The following is a 20,976-nucleotide window of genomic DNA, read 5'->3' as shown; positions in this document are numbered from 1 at the left end:
CTCTCTGAATATTTTTCAAAAAGCCGTCCGCACTATGCTGGATGGCTTTTTTACTTTTTGAAACAATATCCACACACATAAAAACCGGTGCGCTCCGAAAGATGAAAAGCGCATCACAAAACAAACAAGATGAGTTTAAACGTAATTAAAAAGGTTATTGATTTAGGTGACGGCCGCACCATTGAGATCGAAACCGGTAAACTGGCCAAACAGGCGGATGGCTCTGTAGTTATTAAAATGGGTGACACCATGTTGTTAGCTACTGTAGTATCATCGCAGGAAGCAAAAGAGGGGATTGATTTTTTACCTCTTTCTGTTGATTATCAAGAAAAATACGCTGCTACCGGTCGTATCCCCGGTGGATTTTTACGCCGTGAGGCACGTTTATCAGACTATGAGGTTTTAATCTCCCGTTTGGTTGACCGCGCATTGCGCCCAATGTTCCCTGGCGATTATCATGCTGATACACAGGTGATGATATCATTGATATCTGCCGATAAAGATATTATGCCTGATTGCCTTGCAGGTTTAGCTGCTTCGGCTGCATTAGCTTGTTCTGATATCCCTTTTAACGGGCCAATATCTGAAGTACGTGTAGCTAAAGTTGATGGCCAATTGGTTATTAACCCAACCTTAACCCAGTTGCAAACCGCAACATTAGAGTTTATAGTTGCAGGTAGCGAGCATGACATTAACATGGTTGAAGGCGAATCTGCAGAGATTCAGGAAGCCGAACTTGTTGAAGCTATTAAATTTGCACACACTGCTATTAAAATTCAATGTTTAGCTCAAAAAGAGTTAACTATTGAGCTTGGTAAAACCGAGAAACGTGTTTACAGCCATGAGCACAGCAACGAGGACTTGAAAAAAGCCATCTACGCTGCTACTTATGAGCAGGTTTACGCTGTTGCTTCTTCTGCATCTGCAAAAGATGAGCGTTCAGCTAAATTTAAAGAAGTTAGAGATGCATACATTGCTACTTTAGGCGAAATTGATGATATTACTAAATCATTAGCTAAAAAATATTACCATGATGTAGAGTATGACGCTATCCGTAACCTTGTGTTAGACGAGGGCAAACGTTTAGACGGCCGTACTACTACCCAGATCCGCCCAATATGGAGCGAAGTTGGTTATTTGCCATCTGCTCACGGTTCTGCAGTATTCACCCGTGGCGAAACACAATCATTAACCACTGTCACCTTAGGTGCTAAGGATGATGAGCAAATGATTGATGGCGCGTTCATTAATGGTTACCAAAAATTCCTGTTACACTACAATTTCCCAGGTTTCTCAACCGGCGAAGTTCGGCCTAACAGAGGTGCAGGCCGTCGCGAGATTGGTCATGGTAACTTAGCTATGCGTTCGTTAAAACGTGTTTTACCTGCCGAAGATCAAAACCCATACACTATCCGTATCGTTTCTGATATTCTTGAATCTAACGGTTCATCATCAATGGCTACGGTTTGTGCCGGTACATTGGCTTTGATGGATGCAGGTATCAAAATCACTTCGCCGGTATCTGGTATCGCGATGGGATTGATCACTAACGAAATGGGTGCTAAATATGCTATCCTTTCTGATATCCTTGGTGATGAAGATCACTTAGGTGATATGGACTTTAAAGTAACCGGTACCGAAAAAGGTATTGTTGCTGTACAAATGGACCTTAAGATCAACGGTTTATCATACGAAGTTTTAACCAATGCGTTAAACCAGGCTAAAGATGGCCGTTTACATATCTTAGGCGAAATGGCTAAAACCATTACTGCACCACGTGAGGATTACAAACCACACGCTCCGCGTATAGTAATGATCAAAATTGATAAAGAATTTATTGGTGCGGTTATCGGGCCCGGTGGTAAGATCATCCAGGAAATGCAGCGCGAAACAGGTGCTACCATCTCTATCGAGGAAAAAGACAACCAGGGCATTGTTCAGATATTTGCCGATAACAAAGCAGCTATTGACCAGGCTTTAGGCCGTATCCGCGCTATTGCTTCTAAACCAGAAGTAGGCGAGATATACGAAGGTAAAGTGAAATCAATTATGCCGTTTGGCGCATTTGTTGAAATTATGCCGGGTAAAGATGGTTTACTGCATATATCAGAAATTGATCACCGCAGAATTGAGACCATGGATGGTATATTTAACGTAGGCGACGAAGTACGCGTTAAATTACTTGATGTTGATAAGCAAGGTAAACTGAAGCTTTCACGTAAAGTTTTACTGCCGCGCCCTGAAGCAAATAAACCTGAGAATAATTAATCAGGATTAACCATAATGCAAAACCCTCTTTAGAGGGTTTTGCTATTTAGTTTAAGTTTTTTTTAAAAATGAAAACAAAACCCAACTCTGTTGGTTTGTTTTAGTTAAGTATAGTTATATATCGAGAAACAATAAGCAGGTTCTATATTGCAAATGACATCTACTTCTGCTAATGATCCTTTAGATTTTCTCAATAATGCACCAGGTATACAGGGTGGCGGACAAGCCGACCTCATACAAAAGTTATTGTACGAAATTATAAGGGTTAAAGAATTGATCACCTACTATGATTCCATCCCAAACGGGGCGGGGCAGCTTGGCTCGTCTATATTAAACGAGTTGGTAACAGAGGCATATAACTCCCTGGTTAATTACGATACTATACTAATGAAAAAGTATTACGATCTGTTGCTTAACTGCGATTGATACTTATTAGTGTTTTAGCTTAAAACCTTCTCGCGTAACTCCCTCGAAATCTCGTCTGTGATCTTTATAATATCAGCCGTTTCTTGTGTATTGTTGATGATTATCTTGTCGCACATGTCACGGTAGGGCAGCAAATACTCTTTATAAGCCGGTACAACGTGGTTTACCCATTTGTAATACGCGTCTTCATTAGAGTAGCCGCGCTCTTCAAGGTCGCGTTTAAGGCGGCGCTGCAGGGCTATATGTTCGTCGGCTTCAATAAACACCGTCATATCCAGCACCTCTTTTATTTTGCCAAAGTGCATAATAAAAAGGCCCTCTACAATAATAATAGGGGCGGGCTTTATCTCCAGCATTTTGGGAATGGCGTCCCGGTTGTTAAAAGTGTACTCCTGTTTAATGAACGATTCATTGTTCAGCAGCTTAAAAATATCATTTTCAAAGTGTTCATAATCTATGGTAGATGGCAGATCAAAGTTATATAGCTTGTTCTCCTCCTTGGTCATGTTATGCGCTACAGGTATATAATAGTCATCCTGCGATACAAGGCACACTTCATCGGCCGTAAAGTGCTCTAAAAAGCACTTTAAAAAAAAGGTTTTGCCAGAACCGCTTCCACCGGCAATACCAATAACATAAGGTTTATTCATTCGGAGTACCGTAACTAATATTTACATGAAAACGTTTATCAAGTGCGCCTAAGGCCTGAGCAACATTTTTGGTTACAACAATAATGGCATCTTTATTTGATTCATTATCAGTAAAACGACCAACCACTTTGGCAAATGTAATTTTGTTATTCATAGGGTTGGTTATACGCATTACCGTACCAATAGGGGCTGTGCGGTGCAATACTAAGGTTTTATTTGGGTCAAGGCTGGTATCGTCTATCCAGGTGGCAACGCCTTTTTCATTTTTTTCAAACAAGCCATATTTACTGGCAGGCATACTGCGGCTAAGGCTATCCGGCGCAACGTAGGTCGAATCGCGTTTGGCAGTATCTACCGTTGCAGCAGGTGGCGGAGGGGTAGCAGGTACGCCTGTTCTTACCTGCAAAACCTGGCCGGGTACTATTGTTGATGTTAGTTTATTAATGGTAGTTATATCTTCTACCGTAGTGCCAAAACGTTTCGCGATAGAATAAAGCGTTTCGTTTGCTGATACTTTGTATTGTTGTGTGGTGATGCCGCTTGCATTGCTGTTGGCTACTTCCTGCGCGGTTTTTTGTTCAATAGGTTTAGCTGCAGGCGGGTTGGTGGTTGCCGGTTGCTGCACAATAGGCTTTGTTTGTACCGTAGTTTGCTGCGTTGTTGAAGAAGGCTGAGTAGCTGGCTTTATTTGCGGCTGCGGTTGGGCAGGGCCAGTGCTTTCAACAATTGAACGTTCTGTTGGTACCTTTATAACTTTGCCAATTTGCATGCTGGCATTATTATTAAATTGTTGAATTATTTTGGGGCTGATGCCGTAACGGCGGCCTAATGAGTAGTAATTATCTTTAGGGTCAAGCTTGTGCAGGATAACTTTTTTACCATTAAGGTTCTCAATACCTACAGAATCTACAACAGTACTGGCATAAATTGACGAAGCGAGGGAGAGCAGTGTAGTAGATAATAGCAGTATTTTAAATTTCATAATAAATTATTAATCAGTAATTTATAGGTTTAAAACCTTTATTTCGGTTTTGTTTTTTATGTATACCAAAGCATTTTTATGTAATACAAACGCCTCGGGTTGCAATTTTTGTATATCAGTGTTTAATAAATCCTGGTATACAATATCAAAACCATCCATAATAAACAGGTGCTGTTGCAGTACGCCGTTTTTTAAGGTGTGCAAAGATACAATTCTGTACTTATTGTGATTGAGGTAATGTACTATATTTCCGTAGGTTTCGGCAGGTAATATCCCGGGGATCATTTGATCAGCGGTTGTAATACTAGGTATGACTATACTATTAACCAAAGGTTTATCAAGGTCTGCATTATATGGCTGTTTAATTTCGCCTGTTTTAATATCAACCAGTAATAATTTTTTTGTTTGTATGCTGGTATTGTACACAGCTGGCCCATTTATACTCAAATGGTCAAACGCGATGCTGTAGTTGCTCCAAATATCTACGGCTGTAGTGGCATCAATAGCAATTACCGCTTTATGCTCCGGGCCAGATTCATGTTTGTAATGGTGAAGCAGTATAATATTATTGTAAATTGCTTCAATACCGGTGAGCCATCTTTCGGGCGTTTTATAATCTGTAAAATTAACGTTGCCGGTTTGCAGGCTGATGGATGTAAAGGTGGTTTGCTTGTCCTGCTCGTTACGTACTTCAACCACCATGGTATCGGTCAGCTCGTCAATTTCAAGTCGCCATATGGTGCCATTTAAGCTTTGGGAAATGAATGGTTGCAGCATTGTCATAAAGTTTGCAAATATGAGGTATTAATATTAAAAGTGCTTAAATTTGATAAACAATATCAGCCAGACGCTGTTATCACAAAAACAAATAAATATCATGGACGCTAAAGAAATAAGCTTAGAAGAAGTTAAGGTAAAACCTGTAGTTGATCATTTGAACGATCTTTTGGCCAACTATCATATCCACTACCAAAAATTACGCGGTTGCCATTGGAATGTTAAAGGCAAAAGCTTTTTTACCTTACATATTAAGTTTGAAGAACTATATACCGAAGCTTTAACTACTATTGATGAACTTGCTGAAAGGGTACTTACCCTGGGTAAAGCACCATATAGTACATTTAATGATTATATTACTACATCAACCTTAAAAGAAATAAACACCATTGGTATGTTAGATACCGATATGGTGAAGGTAATTATTGAGGATATGGCAACCCTTATTGAAATGGAACGCCAGATCCTGGATATAACAGTGGAGGCAGGCGACGATGGTACCAATGACATGGTGAACCGTTTTATGCAGTTTCAGGAAAAAAACACCTGGATGCTGCGTTCATTTGTAAATGAAGACTAATAAGTTGTAATAAGTTGAAAGTATAAAGTCGAAAGTAAAAAGTCTTGAGACATAAAAAAGGCGATGAGTTTAACTCATCGCCTTTTTTATGTCTATCCTATCTGCAAACTGCGAACAGATTACTGCAAACTCTTAAAATCTGTAACCTAAAGTTAAGTAACCGTTATTGGTTGATCTGTTTAGCAAAGCACTCGGGCTAAGGCTGCCAATTTCATAAGGGAAAACGGTTTGGTTGCCTGTAACGTGTGTGTAAGTAGCATCAACATAATATGAGCCGAAACGTAAACCTATACCACCACTCGCGGTTTTAATATCGCTGCCGTTTTCTTTGCGGGCATCACCTTGTATACCGTAACCGCCACGGAGTAAAAACATACTGCTTATACGGGCTTCGGCACCAACGTGCGCGTTAATAGCCGATTGGTATAAGCTTTTGATAGTTGCATTATCTCCATTTGCATTAAAGTCTGGGTTGCTGCTTATATGTGCGCTGCTGTAATCAATATATTCAATATCACCGCTTATAAAGCCAAACTGTTTAATAAATACAGCTGCACCACCGGCAAGTTTTAAAGGCGTACGGAAATTATAATTTAAGCTATAGCTTTGTGGCCCGTCCTCGTAGCTTCCGTTATTAGTAATGTTGGTGGCAAGGCCTTCGCTATAGGTATCATCAATATTGTAAAAGGTTGGTGATGTAAAGGTAGCACCTAAACGTACCGCTTCAACGGGCTTATAAATAAGCCCTAATCTTGCACTAAAACCGTTACCCCTGGTAATTTGGTCTTGTGAATAAGCTGAACTATAGGCACGGTCAACGGGGATACCGGTTTCTAAGACAGATGCATTTCCATCTTCATAAAAAGTACTTGAAGAATTATACCTTAAGTTAGTAAAGCTTACACCTAAACCAATGTATAATTTATTGCTGTAATTACCGCCGATAGAAAAATCTAAAGCAGATTGCCCACCGGTACGTGATGTGAAACTTTCCTGATTGGTGCTGCCGAATGCATTACTGCGATACTCCTGGCCAACAGGGTTTGTGGTATTGTATAGGTCTATTAGATTTTGACCATATGCCCAACCGGCTAAACTGCCATCACTAACACCAAACTGATTAGCCTGGTCGGCATAATAGTTATTGATAGTGTTATTAGCATTAACACCATTATAATGTATGTTTTCGTAAAAATCATTGGTCCGATTGTAGGCGGCACCATAGTTTACGCTTAACCAGCCCTTGGTTTTATCAGCACCGCGGGGTTTAGCTACTGATTATAAATTGCAAATGCAGCATGGTTAATATTACCTGTGTTTTTTGTATCGGTAATGGTTTGACCAAAATAAGTGGCTTTTACCTTTGTGCCGTTAAATTCGGGGGTAATGCTTAATTCAGATTTTGTAAAAAAACCTAAACCGGCAGGGTTACCGCTTACCGAACTCAGATCGCCGCCTATGGCAGTACCTGCATTACCAATACCTTTAATACGTGCGGTAGAACCGGTTTGCCCGCCAGAAAAGCGAATAACGTCTTGAGAATATTGAGCAAAGCTATTTTTCGTGATTGCTACTATAGCAATCACACTAAGTATGTATTTTATTTTCATAATGATAGGTTGTTAAAATTAAGGTCTTACTGGTCTGCCGCCACCACCGCCGCCGCTGCTTGAGCCGCCGCCACCGCCGCCACTGTTTGATGGAGGTGAATAAGAAGGTTGTGGTGCACGTTCAATATTTGGTCTTGGCCTGTCAACCTGTGGCCTGTCTTCACGTACGGTACGTGCAGGGCGTGCACTGCCTGTTGAACCATAATTGCCCGGCCTGCCAACAGATGAACCACCGCTGCCCACTCTGTTTGGCCTTCCTGAATAATAACCGGTACTGCCTACACTGGCAGCCCTGCCACCACCGTAAGATGTACGTGGAACGCCAATTGAACTACCCGGACTGCCATTACCCCTGTTAGGGCGAGGGCCATAAGAGTTATTAGCTGATACCGGGCCCCAGTAGCCACCGCCACCATAACCTATACCCCAGTAAGAGTAAGGCGAATAGCCGTAACCGTATCCATAACCTACACCGTAACCAAAACCACCAAAGCCGTAATAGCCGCCAAAACCGTAACCTAAACCACCGTAACCAAAGCCACCGTAACCAAAGCCTAATCCATAACCAAAGGGCGCGTAGCCATAGCCACCGCCATAAACATATGGGCTGTAAGCATAATCATAATATCCAAAAGGAGAATAATAACTAAAACGGTTTATACGTGATGCATAATCATCATAGTAATAATAGTCGTCATCGTCGCTGTATTGGTCATCCGCCTCCTGGCGGTATACAGGTTTTTGTTGAACTGCATATTCTGGTTGTTCGCCCGCAGTAGCGTTTGAAAAATATACATCATCGCTGTTTTTGTTCGATGAGAGTTTGTTGACGGAGCAGGAACTCAGCACTACCGCGCTGATCAATATAATTCCTTTAATAAGGTTCCTTTTCATTTTTTGTACGGTGTAAAAGTTCAAGGTTCAAATAAACGTATAAATTTATAAATTTGGCGGTTACTAAGTATTTATATAAAGTCAAATTCTATTCCAAAATAAAGTATATGAGCAAAGGTGTTATAAGTAAAGACGAAGATTACTCGCAATGGTTTAACGACTTAATAATTAAATCTGATCTTGCGGAATATTCGCCGGTGAGGGGATGTATGATCATTAAACCGTATGGTTACTCTATATGGGAGAAGATACAGGCCGTGCTTGATAAAATGTTTAAAGAAACCGGGCACAGCAATGCTTATTTTCCGTTGTTAATACCAAAATCCTTTTTCTCAAAAGAAGCCAGCCATGTGGAAGGTTTCGCTAAAGAATGTGCCGTTGTAACGCACTATAGGCTTAAGAACGATGGAAGCGGTAATATTGTTGTGGATGAGGATGCAAAATTAGAGGAAGAATTAATTATTCGCCCAACATCAGAAACCATCATCTGGAACACCTACCGCGGGTGGATCCAATCTTACCGCGATTTGCCTATTTTGGTTAACCAATGGGCCAACGTAATGCGCTGGGAAATGCGCACCCGTTTATTTTTACGTACGAGTGAATTTTTATGGCAGGAAGGCCATACCGCTCATGCAACATCAGCAGAAGCTATAGCAGAAACTGAACAAATGCTGGATATTTACGCCGATTTTGCCGAAAACTGGATGGCATTACCGGTTGTAAAAGGCCGTAAAACGCCTAACGAGCGCTTTGCCGGCGCGCTGGATACCTATTGCATTGAGGCTTTGATGCAGGATGGTAAGGCTTTGCAGGCAGGTACATCTCACTTTTTAGGGCAGAATTTCGCCAAGGCTTTCGATGTGAAATTTACCAATAAAGAGAACGTTCAGGATTTTGTTTGGGCAACCTCATGGGGTGTATCAACGCGCTTAATTGGCGCGCTTATAATGGCCCACTCTGATGATGCCGGCCTGGTATTGCCACCAAAACTGGCCCCTATACAGGTTGTTATTGTACCAATTTACAAACACGACGAAGAACTGGAGAATATTACCACTTTTGTAAACGCCCTTTCAAAAGAGCTGCGCTCAAAAGATATCACCGTTAAGTTTGATAAACGCGATACCCACCGGCCCGGCGCAAAGTTTGCCGAATATGAACTTAAAGGGGTGCCTTTGCGGGTTGCAATTGGCAGCCGCGATATGCAAAATGGAACGGTTGAACTGGCCCGCCGTGATACCAAGACCAAAGAAACGGTTAATCAGGAAGGACTTGCCGCGCATATTGAAGCTTTGTTAGAAGAGATCCAAACAAATATTTACACAAAAGCAGCAGCTTTCCGCGAGGAAAATACGGTAGAAGTAGATACTTATGACGAGTTTAAACGCATGCTTGATGAACAGCCGGGATTTTTATCGGCGCACTGGGATGGCACGTCAGAAACCGAACAAATAATAAAAGATGAAACTAAGGCTACAATACGTTGTATACCTTTGAACAATAAACAGGAAGAAGGCAAATGCATTTTGACGGGTAAACCGTCAACCCAGAGGGTACTGTTTGCAAGAGCATATTAACCCCCCAGCCCCCTGAAGGGGGAGCTTTTTATTAGCAGGGGAACTAACATATTATTTAACCGGATGCCGGCGAGTTGCTGGGCATCGCAAAACCAAAATTCCCCCTTCAGGGGGGTAGGGGGTATGAAATTCGCAACAAAAGCAATACACGCAGGGCAGGAGCCCGATCCAACTACCGGCGCTATCATGACGCCGATATACCAGACATCAACTTACTGGCAAAAATCGCCGGGCGATAACAAGGGGTATGAGTACTCGCGTGGTACAAACCCAACCCGCAAAGCGCTTGAAGATTGTTTGGCAGCGTTGGAGAACGCAAAATACGGACTGGCTTTTTCAAGCGGTATGGGTGCAACAGATGCAGTTATGAAACTGCTTGCGCCAGGCGATGAGGTAATTACCGGCAACGACCTTTACGGAGGATCATACCGAATTTTTACCAAAATATATGCTAACTATGGCATCAAGTTCCATTTTTTGGATCTGAGTAACCCTGATATCATTAACGAATATGTTAACGATAAAACCAAGCTGATATGGATTGAAACACCAACCAACCCAACAATGCAAGTGGTAGATATTGCGGCTGTTGGTAAGATCAGCAAGGCTAATAATTTATTGTTTGTGGTTGATAATACCTTTGCTTCGCCATACCTGCAAAACCCAATAGATATGGGTGCCGATGTAGTTATGCATTCGGTTACCAAATACATTGGCGGCCATAGTGATGTGGTAATGGGTGCTTTGATGCTGAATGATGAAGAGCTTTACAAAAGGCTTTGGTTTATTTACAACGCCTGCGGCGCTACCCCGGGCCCAATGGATAGTTTCCTGGTGTTGCGTGGTATTAAAACGCTGCACCTGCGCATGAAAGCGCATTGCGAGAATGGCAGGCAAGTTGCTGAATTTTTAAAAGATCACCCTAAAGTTGAAAAAATATACTGGCCCGGATTCACAGATTCGCCAAACCATGAGGTTGCCAAAAAGCAAATGCGCGATTTTGGCGGTATGATCTCCATTGTGTTAAAAGGTGCCGATCTGCAGGAAACCTACCGAATCGCTTCATCTTTTAAAGTATTTTCACTGGCCGAATCACTAGGTGGTGTGGAATCACTAATTAACCACCCTGTAAGTATGACGCATGGCTCTATTCCAAAAGCTGAGCGTGAAAAAGCCGGTGTGGTTGATAATTTGCTGCGCCTGAGCGTAGGGGTAGAGGATATTGAAGATCTGTTGGACGATTTGAAACAAGCGCTGGCTTAAGCTAAGTGCATAACAATAACCGAGCGTCATTGCGAGGTACGAAGCAATCTCCCGATAGGCATAGTCCGCTATGCGAAGTTCTGAGATTGCTTCGTACCTCGCAATGACGCTTTGAGATACCATGAACGATAACCTCAAGTCCTTTCTCGACCAGAAAGTGGCCCAATACAATCGCCCCGAATTTATTGCGAACGACCCGGTGAGCATTCCGCACATGTTCACAAAAAAACAGGACATCGAGATAATGGGATTTTGGGCAGCTACACTGGCATGGGGGCAAAGGGTTACCATCATAAATAAGTGTAAGGAACTCATCACCCTGATGGATGGTGCACCCTACGACTTTATTATTAATCACGAGGAACCCGATCTGAAAAAGCTGCTGCATTTTAAGCACCGCACATTTAATGATACTGATACGCTGTACTTTATATCATTTTTCAGGAAGCATTATGAGCAATACGATACTTTAGAATCTGCTTTTATACCCCCTAACCCCCTGAAGGGGGAACAGGATTTTCAAAAAACTCCCCCTTTAGGGGGCTGGGGGGTTGAGGCCGCACTTAATCATTTCCGTTCTTATTTCTTCTCCCTGCCAGATTTTCCGCATCGTACCAAAAAACATGTATCCTCTCCATCGCAAAAATCAACTTGCAAACGGCTGAACATGTTTCTCCGTTGGATGGTACGAAAAGATAATGCAGGCGTTGATTTTGGGATCTGGAACAATCTAAAACCTGCCGATCTGATCTGCCCATGCGACCTGCATGTTGATCGCGTGGCCCGCAAGCTTAAACTCATCACCCGCAAACAAACCGACTGGCAAACAGCGATAGAACTTACCAACTGCCTGAAAGAATTAGACCCGCTTGATCCTGTAAAATACGATTTCGCCCTGTTTGGATTAGGGATAGAAGAACGTTGGGGTATTGAGGGAATATTGCCGAACTTTATTGATTGATCTTACCCATTTAAAAACGTTCCTGTATCAATTGCTTATCAATCACTGCTCCGGCTTTGTTACCGTCGGCTATTGCAATGGCTAATGACCTAAACATGGTTGCATTATCTCCCGCCGCAAAAACGCCGTCAATAGTAGTCGCCTGAAATCCATCTACCTTTATAAAACCCATGTCTGTTAATTCGCAGCCTAATAATTCTGGCAGATCACTATGCTGTTTTATTGAAGGGCGCGAGTATATGGCTTTTACATTTTGAATAGATCCATCTGCAAATTCAACATGCTTTAAAACGCCGTCACTATGGTTTAAGCTGGATATCGATTTATCGTTTATAGTAATTTGATGTTCCTGGAGCTTTTGATATTGCTCTTCACTCAGCTGCGATGTACCATTGGTAAATAGGGTAAGGTTTTTAGTCCAGTTGTTAATTAACCTGGCGTACTCAAAGGCCATATCGCCATTTGCTATAATGCCTGTAGGTTGGCTGTGTATCTCATAACCATGACAGTAAGGGCAATGTACAACGGTGATGCCCCAGCAATCGGCAAACCCGGGGATATCGGGCATTATATCAACAATACCTGTAGCAAATAGCAGTTTTTTGGCAGTGTAGGTTTCACCGCTTTCAGTTTGAATAGTAAACAGATCTGTTTGTTTAGAGGCTTTTATGGCCGATCCGTTTTTGAAAGTAACGGAGGGATACTGTAGCACTTGCTTTAAAGCATGTTCCTTAATGCTTGCAGGCGTATCACCATCATGTGTTATTAAATTATGGGCATTTGGAGTTTGCCTGTTACAAGGTTTGCCACTGTCAATGATCAAAATATCTTTTAAGGCCCGGCCTAAACTCATAGCTGCCGACAATCCGGCATAGCTGCCGCCAATTATTATTACATCATAGTTTGCTTTCATACCGGCAAATGTAATGAAGGAAATCAATTATGCAACATTGTTGCATTTGTTAATTTGAAATATGAGATTACTTTGATAAATTTAAGTCGAACAAATTAACATGACACCTGCAGAAGAACACGAGTTATCATCCTTTTTAACAGGTAAATCTGAACATACCTTACTGTTGTTCAATCATTTTGTGGCGCAGTTTAAAACTGTTGGTGATGTAAGCCTTCATCCGGCCAAAACCATGATAGGGGTAGCTAATTCGCACAAACGTATTGCCTGGATCACTCAATTGGGCAGGAACTTTATTCACGTAGTATTTCCGTTTAAACAGGAGTACCCGGATAATCTTTGCTTCCAGAAGATAGCACAAGTGCCGGGTGATGCCCACCAGTTTAACCACCATTTTAGAATGTTGAATTGTGATGATGTAAATGAGGAAGTGCTTAGTTTTATGCGAATGGCTTACGAGGAGAAGTGATGATCTGATGGGAGGGTAATTATTTGACCTGCACTTTCCAAATTATCATTTGTTATATGTTTTCTTTTATCGAAGTAGTTGGGCTCTTTTTTTAAGATAAAATAAATAAATATCGACCAAATAAAGGGGAGCAATAAAATAAGACAGATATTGAGTTGCTTTTGGTTTTTGGTAAAAGCCGTTGCTTTAAAAGTTTTGAAAATGGCCCATGACGCTACAAGTAAATGGGCAGATAGTGACACTAATAATAAAATTTGAGCACCTGTCATAAATGTCTTACGCCTCCTCCTTAAAATAAACCTTATAATAGTTCATCGATTTATCGTCATCAAAGCCTTTTTCAATCAGTTTATTATCACCATGTATATAAATGTGGAAGTTCTTATCCAACTTTAAAACGCTTTTGTAAACACGTGCCTGTTTTTTAACAGCATTGCCAGAGATCTCAAATGTATCGGCAATGGGGCTGTCATACTCTTCTTCGTACTGGCTTTTAAATGTTTTGAATGATGCTATCGCCTCGGGGTTGCTAATCACTTCTTCGCTGAATTCGTCAATATCAAATGTTTCTTTTTCTTTAAAGTACTTCATGGAACGGTTCAGCAGATCAATTTTATCAGCCTTGCTCATTTCAAACTTATCATCAAGCTTTTGGGTAACAAAGTTTTTATAGATACCCAGTGTATTGCTGGTTTGATTAAAACTATCGTTACGGATCTTCAATTGTAAAAACTCATCTTTCCAATAAACAGCGGCATCCTGGCCACCGGTTACTTTATCAATAACTACTACCTTGTAACCATTTTCCTTCTCAATATTAAAGATCAAAACACCTTTGTCCAATTTATTGATGTTAATGGCATCCTGCTCATAATCTACCGCGAAGCCACCCTGATCGGGATATACTTTTAGGTATGTTTCTTTATTTTCTGATTTGAAAATGCCAATAGCATCCAACGGGTTACCCTCAATTTGTACCTTATTAAAATAAACCACATATAATTCGCCGCCTTTAATGTTGGGGTGGGTACTTACTTTAAAAAGGTGTTTGGCAATCTGTTCTGACGCTTCATGAAATTGCTCTTTATTCTCAAATACCTTTGTGCTAAAATTATGCAACTCGTTAAGGACCAGGTCGCCGCTGCTATGGGTAAGATGATAAATCTCGTTAGCTTTTTCAAATGGCTTTAAAAAATATTGCATCAGCAGGGTAGGGATAATGTCATCCTTCAGCTCAAGCGGCTGACCCGACAAAGAATACATTTCATCCTGAGATTGGTTACCAACGTGGTGCACAGAAATAGTATCGAGCGAAGCTTCAAAAAAAGTTACCATAGTGTGGCGAAGGTAGGCAAATGTCATGGAGTCATTAAAATCATTGGGTCATTATTTTTCAACGTTGGCTGACGAGAATATGACTTAGGAAGATTGGGCTTAAATAACGATTTTTGCACCGGTGCGTTAGGCAATAACCTAATGAACCAATGAATAATGACAAACACAGAAGAAACCATTGTAGCGCTTGCTACACCTAACGGTGCGGGGGCAATAGGAGTTATCAGGCTTTCGGGTCCGGATGCTATTACTATTGCCAATAAAGTTTTCAAGGGAAAGAATCTGTCCGAACAGGCATCGCATACTTTGCATTACGGTAGCATTGTAGATGGTGATTTGGTACTGGACGAGGTTGTAGCATCGTTATTTGTGGCACCACGTTCTTATACCCGCGAGAATGTAGTAGAGATTTCTTGTCATGGATCCAATTATATTATTGAGTCTATCATTAAATTATTCATAAAAAATGGCGCACGCGCCGCTAAACCGGGCGAATTTACGCTAAGGGCCTTTTTAAACGGGCAACTTGATCTTTCACAGGCCGAAGCTGTAGCAGACCTTATCGCTTCTAACTCTAAGGCATCACAACAAGTGGCCTTGCAGCAGTTACGTGGTGGTTTTAGCAATCAGTTACAACAGTTGCGGGATCAGTTGGTGCAGTTTGCTTCATTGATAGAATTGGAACTTGATTTTGCTGAAGAAGATGTAGAATTTGCTAATCGCGATCAATTGAAGAAGCTGATACATCAGATAACTAAAATAATAGGCAGCTTAATTCAATCGTTCGAGTTAGGCAATGCTATAAAAAACGGTGTTAACACCGTTATTGCCGGTAGGCCAAATGCAGGCAAATCAACCTTGTTAAATGCTTTGCTGAACGAAGAACGTGCTATTGTGAGCCATATACCGGGTACCACAAGAGACACCATTGAAGAAGTGTTGAACATAAAAGGCATTAATTTTAGACTGATAGATACCGCCGGGATACGTGAGGCAACTGATGCCATTGAGCAGATAGGGGTGCAGCGAACTATGGAAAAAATAAGTCAATCTGCCCTGTTGTTATATATTTTTGATGCGGAGCAAATAACCGTTGCAGACCTGAATAGCGATCTGGAAAGCTTGCAAAAGCCCGGCATAACTATGTTGGTTGTAGCAAACAAAGCCGATTTATTAAATGCTGAACAGCTATCCGCATTACCACATACTGAAAGTGCGATCATCATTTCTGCTAAAGAAAAGCTGCACATTGAAGAATTAAAGTTTAAAATTTACAACGCAGCTGTAAAAGATCAGTTAACCGGCCACGAAACATTGGTAACCAATATACGCCACCTGGAAGCTTTGCAAAAAACTGAAGAAGCCCTTATAAGGGTACTTAACGGAATTGATAGTGTAACATCCGATTTCCTTTCAATGGATATTAAACAAGCCCTGCATTACCTGGGCGAAATAACAGGTGCAGTTACAACCGATGATTTGCTGGAGAATATCTTTAGTAAATTCTGTATCGGTAAGTAGCCCCTTCAGAAAACCCAAAATATCGACAACTACCGACAAGTAAATAACTCATTGTTAATAAGTTATATTGAATTCACTTGTCCAAATTCTTGGATAATTGGCAATGTATTTCCTATATTTGGTTCTATCTTGGTACTCAAAATAAAAAAGTTATGAGTCGTCAAGAATTGGGAGAAATTAAGTAGCTTATATATCCTTATTTACGCTTATTGCGCCTTATATACGCTTAATTGACCCCATAAGTGGAGAAATAACGACAGATGATTAATTACCCCAATCATCGGTTGTTATGACCCCGGTTATTTCGCCATAAGGAGATAATAATCTGATTATTAATGTTTTAAAAGTGGCGAAATTATCGTCCTGGAATTGCTTTGCCAAAAATTCGGTACCGCAGATTTAATTGAAATTGACATGAGTTCGAATTTTACAGTAAATAGGATATGTATTCAATGCGGGAACGTTTTTGTCGCTAAAACTACTGTGACGAAATTTTGCGGCAAACTCTGCGCAAAACGATACGGTGTGCAGCGCAAACGGGAAGCGAATATGGCCGAAATGGATCAGGCCGTAAAAAAAGTCATTGAAGAGAAGAATCCGGACCCGAGCTCTGGAGAGTTCCTCAATGTAAGTTCTGCTGCGAAATTGCTTAAAGCCTCCGATAAGATGATCTATTATCTTATAAATATTGGTAAGCTTAATGCGATCAACTTGTCGAAAAGAAAAACACTTGTCTACCGCAAGGATATCGACAAGTTATTTGAGCTGCCACCGGTAGTTCAACTGAAGGAGTTCAAACCTCCACCGATATCGGAATGCTATAATATGGGTGAAGCGCAAAAGATCTTTAATATTTCGGAGAAGGCGCTGTTCGATATCATTAAACGAAGTAACCTGTTCAAGTTTCAGGATGGTTGGTATACCTATGTCGCCAAAGTTGATCTGGACAGGATATTTAATCCTAAGCTTTAAATGGCTAAAGTACACATCCGTAAAAAGCCGCTTACAAAAGGGCGGCATTCGATTTTTCTTGATTATTCGCCTCCGTTAAGAAGCCCAAAAACAGGAAAACCTCAGCGGTATGAATTTTTGGACTTAATTATTTATGATAAGCCTGCAAATAGTCTTGAGCGGAGGCATAACAGCGAGACGCTGGCTTTGGTTGAAAACCTGCGTGCCAACCGGCTGCTTGACATTCAAAACAGGAAATATGGTTTTGTTTCGGATAGGGACAGGTCTGCAAGTTTTATTGACTATTTCAAGCAGTTCATCGCCACAAAAACAAGTTCGGATTGCGACAATAATGCGATGTCGTACCGATACTTCGTGGCTTTCGCGGGTCATGATCAGATCTTTAATGATCTTGATGAATTTCTTTGCGAAGACTACAAGAATTTTATGCTAAGCGGACCCGGTATCAGCCGGCGAGGACGCCCGATAAGCTTAGTCCCCTTTTTAAAGCTATGAAAGGCGAATTTGAAAAGAAAAATATTTACCGTAATGCCAATGCCTTTTGTGATTCGGTCGAGAGTTATCATCATCGGCTACACCTGGATGACAGTAGTTTTACCTTACGCTATTTAACTTACTGTAATCGAAATTCAGAACCGGCAGATGTTTTTCAGCAATTGTTACAAGCCTTTTATGCTGCAGACAGGGATAGTCTGGTGGTGGGTGTGAATATTTTATCGCCCGAGAATGGCGCTGTCGCTATGGCCGACTATCAGCTTCAGATGCGAATGTTCAGGTACTTTCATTCTCTTTTTCCAAAAGTGAGATATAGTATGCATGCCGGTGAACTTACCTTGGGACTTGTTAAACCGGAGGACCTCACGTTCCATATAAACGGGGCCATTCACACGGCAGGTGCAGCCAGGATAGGCCACGGGGTTGATATGGCTTATGAAACCAATAGCTATCAATTGCTGAGTTACATGCACGATAAAAATATAGCCATCGAAATAAACCTTAGCAGCAACGATTTTATCTTGAATGTAAGGGACGATGCGCACCCGATATCGTTATATTATAACTTTAAAGTACCGATCGTCATCAGCACTGATGATGCGGGCATTTTGCGTATAAACATGGTACGCCAATACGTTTTATTAGCGAGGCGGTATAAATTTATCTCATACACGGATATAAAACAATTTGTGCTTAACAGCATTAAATACAGCTTTATAAAAAATGAGGCTTTAAAACAAAGTATCACCCGTGATATAAATACCAGGTTTGATGTTTTTGAAAAGAACGTAGCTGCTGCCTATTAAGTCTGAAGGAATAACGTGAAAGCCAACCTGAAAGATTACGTAAACACGGGCAAAGTCTGGTAATACCCCAGAGTTCAAGAAGGCTGGTATGAACATGGTCTGTTAAAACGCTGCGAATACTAAACAGTGACGAAACCGATTGGAGCGGCCCGCGGATAGGTACAAAGCCTTGGCATTGCAAATTTTGCAGGCAGTACGATAAAATCATCGGTTTACCCTGTTATTTTAACTCATACACAATGGCCTCATAAGGCAATAACGTGCCATTTTTTGATGGATGTTCATAATTACCTATTAAAACATTAGCATTGCTGATATCGATACCGGTTTGCGTTTGTGCAGGTTTATCCCTAAAGTTTAATAACACAAGTAGTTTCTTCCCGTTTAGCTCGCGTGTATAGGCATAGGTATCTGGATTTTGCGCGTCAAGCAAAATGTATTTTCCGTAAACCAGCAACAGGTTATCCTTACGCAGCTTTACCATACGCCTGAAATAATTTAAAGCGCTGCCTGCGTCTTTTTCCTGCGCTGCTACATTAATGGTTTTGTAATTTGGGTTTACTTTTATCCAGGGCATACCTGTTGTAAAACCTGCGTTCGTGCTCCCGTTCCACTGAAAAGGCGTACGACCATTATCCCGGCTTTCAAAACCAATTCTTTGTAAATATTTTTGCAAATCAGCGCCGATGTTTTTTTGCCGCTGATATTCATTAAGCGTTTGCACATCGCGGTAATCATCAATGGTAGTGAAACCAGCGTTGGTCATACCCAATTCATCACCGTTATAACAGTACGGTGTGCCGCGCATTGTCATCAAAAAAGTGGTAAGCATTTTTGATGACAGCTCTCTAAACTTTGGGTTATCGTTGCCGAACCTGCTTACCAGCCTGGCCTGATCATGATTAGCCAGAAAAACAGAAAGCCAGCCCTTTGCAGCAAAAGCGCTATCCCATTTAGTGAATACCTGTTTAAAATGGGTAATGCTGTAACCCTCAGGCTTAGCAATGTCGACGCCTTCAAAAGCATAGGCCATATTTAATTCATTCCGGTCGGCATCAACTAAATTATGCGCATCCTCAAAGGAGTTGCCCGCGCCTTCGGCAACACTCATAACATTATACTTACTCAATACTTCCCGGTTCATTTCCTGCAGGTAACCATGCAAATTACCCTGCATGGCGTAGTATTGGGTAAAGTTTTTTTCAAATCCCCGGGGGAAAGCGGGAAAAGTGGTATCCTTGGCTGCAAACTGGAATGCATCGAGCCTGAATCCATCTATTCCCTTATCGCCCCAAAACTTCATAATCCCATATACCTCATTTCTAAGTTTGGGATTTTCCCAATTCAAATCCGGCTGTTTACGCGAAAAGTAGTGCAGGTAATAAGCATTCGAGAGCGAATCATAGCGCCAGGCATCGTGGTTTACATCAAACAAGCTATAACGATAAGGTGGTGTGCCTTTTTCAGCATTACACCAATGATAATATTCGCGATAGGGGTTATCGCGTGAACTACGGCTTTGCTTAAACCACTCGTGTTCATCGCTGCTGTGGTTCACCACCAGATCCAAAACCAATTTAATCCCGCGTGCATGCATACCTTTCAGCAAGGCATCAAAATCGGCCATGGTACCAAAATCCTTCATAATGTTCCGGTAATCACTTACATCATATCCGTTATCATCATTAGGCGAACTGTAAATAGGATTAAGCCAAACCACATCCACGCCCAGGCTTTTAATATAGTCGAGTTTAGATGTTATTCCTTTCAGGTCGCCAATGCCATCCCCATTATTATCTTTAAAGCTTCGCGGATAAACCTGGTACACCACAGCCTCTTTCCACCATTTACGGTTTATGCTGTCTTTGTCCGTAACGTTTTGTGCATAACCAATAGTGCCGGCAGCAATAAAGATAATAAGGCTTATAATTAAAAGAAAAAGTGGTTTGTTCATAACGGATCATTATAGCTATGTAAGGAATAAATAACTGCTTTTAAGGCCTGTTAAAAGGAAGTATTAAATTATCAATAATTTATTGAACCGGCAAACAGGAAGCATTGAATGCTCCGCAGAAATCAAAGATTCGCGTTCAGGGATAACAATGTATTTTTGACTTGATTAATCAATGCTGCCGGAATATTTTTTGTCGTACTCTCTTTATTATTTATAAATAATCTGTTTCTGTCCTCACACGCATTCCTGCTTCGTTTTTAAACAGATAAGAAAATGAACCAATAAACGCGTTTTCCCAAACTACAGCTTATTTGACAAGTTCAAAAATTCATACATAATTTACGATAGCATTTTCGCCATGATTTTAGCACATCATGGGCAAGCCCGGCTGCCTTTTACGCAACTCTTTCGGTTGGTTTTTATAACCGGATAGTCTCCATTTTAATTATACCAAGGCATGATTTCTCCGTTTTATTTAATAATAACAGATGAAAGGAATGTTTGACAACTCTTTTCTGTG

General features: G+C 41.1%; 20 protein-coding genes. 11 read left to right on the top strand and 9 right to left on the bottom strand.

Annotated features, from left to right (window positions below):
• The first annotated feature begins 129 nt into the window (after positions 1–129).
• Complete coding sequence (pnp, locus tag WC743_RS06245; protein ID WP_373010999.1) at positions 130–2,268, top strand: polyribonucleotide nucleotidyltransferase; 2,139 nt, start codon at positions 130–132, stop codon at positions 2,266–2,268.
• A gap of 153 nt (positions 2,269–2,421) precedes the next feature.
• The gene (locus tag WC743_RS06240; protein ID WP_373010998.1) at positions 2,422–2,694 is read left to right on the top strand and encodes a hypothetical protein; all 273 of its coding nucleotides are present in this window, start codon (positions 2,422–2,424) and stop codon (positions 2,692–2,694) included.
• A gap of 14 nt (positions 2,695–2,708) precedes the next feature.
• Here the strand turns inward: WC743_RS06240 and WC743_RS06235 are convergent, their stop codons facing one another.
• Genes WC743_RS06235 through WC743_RS06225 form a run of 3 tightly spaced genes read right to left on the bottom strand, consistent with a single transcriptional unit; the run spans position 2,709 to position 5,109 of the window.
• On the bottom strand, positions 2,709–3,344 hold the full coding sequence (locus WC743_RS06235) for a uridine kinase (RefSeq protein WP_373010997.1): 636 nt from the start codon (positions 3,342–3,344) through the stop codon (positions 2,709–2,711).
• Positions 3,337–4,326, bottom strand: a complete 990-nt coding sequence (locus tag WC743_RS06230) for a LysM peptidoglycan-binding domain-containing protein (RefSeq protein WP_373010996.1) — start codon at positions 4,324–4,326, stop codon at positions 3,337–3,339. Before WC743_RS06230 ends, WC743_RS06235 begins: the two co-directional genes overlap by 8 nt.
• A 21-nt stretch (positions 4,327–4,347) precedes the next feature.
• Positions 4,348–5,109, bottom strand: coding sequence for a DUF4905 domain-containing protein (locus tag WC743_RS06225; RefSeq protein WP_373010995.1), 762 nt, complete (start codon positions 5,107–5,109; stop codon positions 4,348–4,350).
• Positions 5,110–5,203: 94 nt separating this feature from the next.
• Between WC743_RS06225 and WC743_RS06220 the strand changes: the two genes are divergently transcribed.
• On the top strand, positions 5,204–5,683 hold the full coding sequence (locus WC743_RS06220; RefSeq protein ID WP_373010994.1) for a Dps family protein: 480 nt from the start codon (positions 5,204–5,206) through the stop codon (positions 5,681–5,683).
• Between the two features lie 132 nt (positions 5,684–5,815).
• Here the strand turns inward: WC743_RS06220 and WC743_RS06215 are convergent, their stop codons facing one another.
• From WC743_RS06215 to WC743_RS06205, 3 genes are all read right to left on the bottom strand, one after another.
• Positions 5,816–6,058 (bottom strand): hypothetical protein, encoded by a 243-nt coding sequence (locus WC743_RS06215; RefSeq protein ID WP_373010992.1) that lies wholly within the window; start codon positions 6,056–6,058, stop codon positions 5,816–5,818.
• 896 nt (positions 6,059–6,954) lie between these two features.
• On the bottom strand, positions 6,955–7,293 hold the full coding sequence (locus WC743_RS06210) for a hypothetical protein (protein WP_373010991.1): 339 nt from the start codon (positions 7,291–7,293) through the stop codon (positions 6,955–6,957).
• Between the two features lie 18 nt (positions 7,294–7,311).
• The gene (locus WC743_RS06205; RefSeq protein WP_373010990.1) at positions 7,312–8,187 is read right to left on the bottom strand and encodes a hypothetical protein; all 876 of its coding nucleotides are present in this window, start codon (positions 8,185–8,187) and stop codon (positions 7,312–7,314) included.
• 107 nt (positions 8,188–8,294) lie between these two features.
• Between WC743_RS06205 and proS the strand changes: the two genes are divergently transcribed.
• The 3 genes from proS to WC743_RS06190 all read left to right on the top strand — a co-directional run bounded on the left by proS (position 8,295) and on the right by WC743_RS06190 (position 11,991).
• Positions 8,295–9,767 carry a proline--tRNA ligase gene (gene proS / locus WC743_RS06200; RefSeq protein ID WP_373010989.1) on the top strand — a complete coding sequence of 491 codons (1,473 nt, stop codon included), beginning with the start codon at positions 8,295–8,297 and terminating at the stop codon, positions 9,765–9,767.
• 123 nt (positions 9,768–9,890) lie between these two features.
• On the top strand, positions 9,891–11,030 hold the full coding sequence (locus tag WC743_RS06195; RefSeq protein WP_373010988.1) for a cystathionine gamma-synthase: 1,140 nt from the start codon (positions 9,891–9,893) through the stop codon (positions 11,028–11,030).
• Between the two features lie 121 nt (positions 11,031–11,151).
• The gene (locus tag WC743_RS06190) at positions 11,152–11,991 is read left to right on the top strand and encodes a TIGR02757 family protein (RefSeq protein WP_373010987.1); all 840 of its coding nucleotides are present in this window, start codon (positions 11,152–11,154) and stop codon (positions 11,989–11,991) included.
• Between the two features lie 10 nt (positions 11,992–12,001).
• On the opposite strand, the gene WC743_RS06185 is transcribed toward WC743_RS06190, so the two are convergent.
• Positions 12,002–12,904: an NAD(P)/FAD-dependent oxidoreductase gene (locus WC743_RS06185; RefSeq protein WP_373010986.1), complete on the bottom strand. Its 903-nt coding sequence runs from the start codon at positions 12,902–12,904 to the stop codon at positions 12,002–12,004.
• Positions 12,905–13,004: 100 nt separating this feature from the next.
• Here WC743_RS06185 and WC743_RS06180 point away from each other — a divergent pair, with 100 nt between their 5' ends.
• Positions 13,005–13,373: a hypothetical protein gene (locus tag WC743_RS06180; RefSeq protein WP_373010984.1), complete on the top strand. Its 369-nt coding sequence runs from the start codon at positions 13,005–13,007 to the stop codon at positions 13,371–13,373.
• A 276-nt stretch (positions 13,374–13,649) separates the two neighbouring features.
• Here WC743_RS06180 and WC743_RS06175 read toward each other — a convergent pair whose 3' ends face one another.
• Complete coding sequence (locus WC743_RS06175; protein WP_373011206.1) at positions 13,650–14,708, bottom strand: nucleoid-associated protein; 1,059 nt, start codon at positions 14,706–14,708, stop codon at positions 13,650–13,652.
• 156 nt (positions 14,709–14,864) lie between these two features.
• Here WC743_RS06175 and mnmE point away from each other — a divergent pair, with 156 nt between their 5' ends.
• From mnmE to WC743_RS06155, 4 genes are all read left to right on the top strand, one after another.
• Positions 14,865–16,229, top strand: a complete 1,365-nt coding sequence (mnmE, locus tag WC743_RS06170; RefSeq protein WP_373010983.1) for a tRNA uridine-5-carboxymethylaminomethyl(34) synthesis GTPase MnmE — start codon at positions 14,865–14,867, stop codon at positions 16,227–16,229.
• 414 nt (positions 16,230–16,643) lie between these two features.
• A complete protein-coding gene (locus WC743_RS06165; protein ID WP_373010982.1) occupies positions 16,644–17,201 on the top strand; it encodes a helix-turn-helix domain-containing protein in 558 nt (185 codons plus the stop codon).
• Positions 17,202–17,696 carry a phage integrase SAM-like domain-containing protein gene (locus WC743_RS06160; RefSeq protein WP_373010980.1) on the top strand — a complete coding sequence of 165 codons (495 nt, stop codon included), beginning with the start codon at positions 17,202–17,204 and terminating at the stop codon, positions 17,694–17,696.
• Positions 17,693–18,502 carry a hypothetical protein gene (locus WC743_RS06155; RefSeq protein WP_373010979.1) on the top strand — a complete coding sequence of 270 codons (810 nt, stop codon included), beginning with the start codon at positions 17,693–17,695 and terminating at the stop codon, positions 18,500–18,502. The genes WC743_RS06160 and WC743_RS06155 overlap by 4 nt, the downstream gene beginning before the upstream one ends.
• 220 nt (positions 18,503–18,722) lie before the next feature.
• Here the strand turns inward: WC743_RS06155 and WC743_RS06150 are convergent, their stop codons facing one another.
• Positions 18,723–20,456, bottom strand: coding sequence for an alpha-glucosidase (locus WC743_RS06150; protein WP_373010978.1), 1,734 nt, complete (start codon positions 20,454–20,456; stop codon positions 18,723–18,725).
• Positions 20,457–20,976: the final 520 nt, after the last annotated feature.

It is taken from the genome of Mucilaginibacter sp., assembly GCF_041660805.1.
Classification (GTDB): domain Bacteria; phylum Bacteroidota; class Bacteroidia; order Sphingobacteriales; family Sphingobacteriaceae; genus Mucilaginibacter.
The sequence above is the reverse complement of the archived record's forward strand: the minus strand, read 5'-3'. Positions and strand labels throughout refer to the sequence as shown.